This is a genomic window from Nostoc cf. edaphicum LEGE 07299, from assembly GCF_015207245.1.
Taxonomy (GTDB): Bacteria; Cyanobacteriota; Cyanobacteriia; order Cyanobacteriales; family Nostocaceae; genus Nostoc; species Nostoc edaphicum_B.
On sequence record NZ_JADEXF010000495.1, the window covers coordinates 1 to 4,235 of the forward strand.

Here is a 4,235-nt window from a genome sequence, read left to right on the forward strand (position 1 = left end):
GTATAATTTTGTTTAAATAGAGGTAGGGAATTTCAGTTCTGTCTTTAACTGCAATAGCGCGCGATAGTGCTTGCTCTTCATTATATACACTACCAATCAAACGGGTGGGATTCTCAGATCTACCTAACAGATTAAGGATTGTCTGCCACAACACTGCAATCCAATTAGAGGGGTTTTCCCGTCTGATTTGTCTGATTGCTTTGCTGTAGGTTGCCGTTTTTTGTTCCAGTTCCGTGAGTTCCTCACCGGCAAGAAACGAGTAACAACATACATTACATGCAGCATAGCCAGCGAATTCAAAGTCTCCGGTTTCCACTCCGTTTTGATAAACATCAACCTGAATTGGTATTATTTTCCTAAAATGTACCTTCCGGTGCATGATGTTGGCACTAAATATCGCTAATGCTTTAGCATTCCTTTTTTTGCTATTCAATCGTTCTGTCAAGCTGAGAGCCAATTGACCAAATTTATAACCGAGTTCAATGTCTTGAACAACGTCACCTAGAACAACTCCGTAGGCAGCATAACTCAGTGGTGACCAGGTAGCATTGCCGTAGTTGATTGATAAATTTACCATTTTGCACACAATCAGTATCATCAGTGCTGGTGACACCATATTTGCAGCAACCACGATATTCACCAGGATATACATTGCTGCCAGCGGTTCTGGTGCGGTCATCTTTGCTAGATTAATTAAGTCTTCGATATCTCGTCCAGCTAATAGTGCAGCCGTTGACTCCAATTCTCTTTGAACATCTAACTGACTTGGATTTTCTATTAAATCTATTCTCAAGAGCTTTAACGCTTCCAATCCAGTTTTTAGTACTTCTTTCAGGTTGCCCTGTGACAAATATCCTTGAATTCTGCTATCGTAAGCCTGTACTTTGTCAACCACTGTTTTGGCACGATCGAGTACCACTTCTACCAACTGTTCCATCTCATCAAAGCAACCCTGGAGATACGCCGCTTCTGCTGCTTCTGAGTACAGCGCTAAGGTGAGGTCATACTCAGTGAGCCAACTCTCTGAATTGAGGAGTTTAAGCCCTGTAGTGAAATACTTAAAAGCTGCTTCATAAGCCGTTGCTGCCTTTGCTTTCTGACCTGCCGTTAAATTCAATCTGGCAATTTCAGTTCGTTCTGATCGAGCAGTGATTAGCTCAAGTCCTTGATTGAGATGATCGATGATTTCAAACAACCGATCGGATCGTTGCTCTAGCGAAGTTTTTTCGAGCAAATTACGACCGATTTGGAGATGAACAACCTGTTTCTGCGATTCATCAATCAAAGCATAAGCCGCTTGCTGAACGCGATCGTGTAAAAACTTGTAGTCTTGAACTAACAAGTTTTCGTCTAATTCAGATAAAGGTTGAATTAATTCAGCTTGTATTGCTGCTAGTAAACCCTGGAAAATCGCTTGAGGCGAGCGCTCACAAATGATCGCTAACGTTTCTAAATCAAATTCAGCTCCAACACAAGCGGCTAAGCGAAGAATTCGCCGTGTTTCATTTGGCAATTTCTTCAACTGGATCAGCAGCAACTCCACCACATTATCGGTAATATTTTGGGCTTGAATTTGAGCAATATCCCACTGCCAGCTTAACTGTTTCGCATTAAAGAGTAACAGATTTTCGCTATACAGCATTCGCAAAAATTCACCGACAAAGAAAGGGTTGCCTTCGGTTTTACGTAACACTAATTGGGCTAGGGGATGAACAGTGTCAATATTGCAATGTAATGTCTCGGCAATCAGTTGACTCAAGGGTTCGAGCGTTAAGGGTGCTAAGGTAATCCCCTGAAGCACTGCCCCTTGTTTTCGCAGTTTCTCCAGCGTTAATATTAGTGGATGCGTTGGAGCCACTTCATTATCTCGGTAGGCTCCAATCAAAAACAGATATTGGGTTTGCTCATCGAGTAATATTAACTCGATTAACTTCAGCGTTGCGGAGTCGAACCATTGTAAATCGTCTAAGAAGATGACCAGGGGATGTTCTTTTGAACAAAACACCCGCACAAAATTTTGAAAGATTCGATTAAAGCGATTTTGAGCTTCCGTTGCTCCAACTTCGGGTACGGGTGGCTGTTTGCCAATAATTAATTCAACTTCCGGAATGACATCAATGATGATTTGCCCATTGCTTCCTAAAGCTGAGAGCAGACGATCTCGCCACTGTTGCACTTGCTCATCCGGTTCCCCCAAAAGTTGCTGCACCAACTTTTGCAGGGCATCCACAATGGCGCTGTAAGGAATATTACGCCCTAATTGGTCAAATTTACCAGAGATAAAATAGCCGCGCTTTGCTGTGATGGATTTGTAAAGTTCCTGCACTAGTGCTGATTTGCCAATTCCCGCATAGCCAGAAACCAGCATCATTTCAACTTTGAATTGAGAATTTCCGATGCTTTCCTCTGGTCGCTGGGCTTCGCCAACATTCCCCGTTCCTGCCACTCTGTCAAACGCCGCCAATAATGCTTTAGTCTCCGCTTCTCGTCCATACAGTTTCTGAGGAATGCAAAACTCTTCTGAAACATCTTGCAGTCCCAACGACATGGCGTTGATCTGACCCATTTCTGCCAGTTGCCCGGCGCAGCGTTCTAGATCCGCTTTGATGCCCCAGGCACTTTGATAGCGATCCTCCGCATTTTTCGCCATCAACTTTAAAATTATGCCTGAAATGGGTTTGGGAATCGTGGCGTTCAATTTATGCACAGGAATCGGCGGTTTGGCAATATGACAATGAACTAGCTCCAGGATGTCTTGAGTGGGGAACGGTAGCTGTCCAGTTAACAGTTCGTAGAAGGTCACGCCCAGCGAGTAGAAATCGGTGCGATAGTCGAGCATCCGGTTCATCCGCCCAGTTTGCTCTGGCGACAGATAGGCAAGCGTGCCTTCTAACACATGGGGACTTTTGAACGTCGGATTGGTGCGGTTAAATTGGGTTGCAATCCCAAAATCAATAATTTTGACAACGCCAGTATCCAGATTAAAGACTATGTTTCCAGGATTGATATCTTTATGAATGATATTGGCTGCATGGATTCTGCCCAGAATGTCGCAAACAGCGATCGCGATACTTAAAAATTGGGATAAAGGCATCGGGCAGAAAATATCTGGACGCTTGTGCATCCATTTCTCTAGGGACTCTCCCCCAAAATCTTCTAAGAGAATCACCAGAGTGCGTTGATAGTCTTGCTGACTGTATGCCTTCACCACTCCCTCCAAGTTGAGAGAACGGGTAATTTTATATTCCTGCCTATAGCGGGTTATTTCTTGAGGTGAGGGATAATCAAGCTTTAGCATTTTGACTACCACCCCTACTCCATCGTCTCTGATGCCCCGGTACACTAGAGAATTAGAACTTTCATATATCTTGTCTTGGATGGCAATACCAGGTAGAGCAATCATAGAGCAACTCTTGAGATGATAATCTGGCATAACCAAAACTATACAGCAATCCAGCTATCTAGATTTTTCATCTTCTGAAATCCTATTTGGTTTTGTTCATTTCTAGCCAGTTGCAGAGTGATGGCGTTCACTTACGAGCGCTGTATCAATTATGTAGAGCTATTCTACAGCACTCACGCTTACAACTGGCGTAGCACGGGACACTAAAAACGGAAAGTTTTGCCCTATTCCTCGTACAACTTCTTGACTGTCTCGTTGTGTTGATATCTCCATTGAAACTGCAACCCAAAGACATTGGATGCCAAATTGCCAAAATTGTTCAGGGTATTCTCCCATACTCCGACTCCAGAAGATTCAACAATTTCTTTTCCACAGGAGTAAGATAAGGTCGATTCAGTTTCCCCAACGCCTGCAACAGACTTTTGACTGTCTCCTCTAAAAAAGCAGTAGATGTAAAAATCATTTCAGCAGGTTATGGGCTAATCCCGGAAGACAAAGCGATCGTTCCCTACTCTGTCACCTTTAATTCGATGAAGAATGATGAAGTCTATTCGTGGGGGAATTATCTCAGAATCCATGAAGATTTTCAACAAGAAATTGTCGGATATGATTTAATATTTGTCTTACTTGGGGATAAATACCTGCGTACTTTAAAGCTACCAGTTAAGACTCATTCCCACCAAACTTTCATTTTTTTTGCTTCAAATAAAAGTATAAATTATATAGATTCAGGTAATGCAAAGCTATTAACTTTAACTCTTTCCAATAAGTCCGCATCGCGTTTTAGCTGTGCGTTAGTGGGTTTAAAGGGGCATCTGCTAAAGCTAATTGC

At 42.8% G+C, this 4,235-nt stretch carries 3 protein-coding genes; 1 reads left to right on the forward strand and 2 read right to left on the reverse strand.

The window, feature by feature from the left end; translation table 11 throughout:
* Both IQ229_RS15495 and IQ229_RS15500 read right to left on the reverse strand, forming a co-directional pair.
* On the reverse strand, positions 1-3,403 hold a 3,403-nt coding region (locus IQ229_RS15495; RefSeq protein ID WP_194045097.1), incomplete at its 3' end, for an ATP-binding protein.
* Positions 3,404-3,562: 159 nt separating this feature from the next.
* Positions 3,563-3,739, reverse strand: a complete 177-nt coding sequence (locus IQ229_RS15500; protein ID WP_194045098.1) for a hypothetical protein — start codon at positions 3,737-3,739, stop codon at positions 3,563-3,565.
* Positions 3,740-3,825: 86 nt separating this feature from the next.
* Here IQ229_RS15500 and IQ229_RS15505 point away from each other — a divergent pair.
* Positions 3,826-4,235: DUF6884 domain-containing protein (locus IQ229_RS15505; RefSeq protein ID WP_228013495.1), on the forward strand; the 410-nt coding region annotated here is incomplete at its 3' end.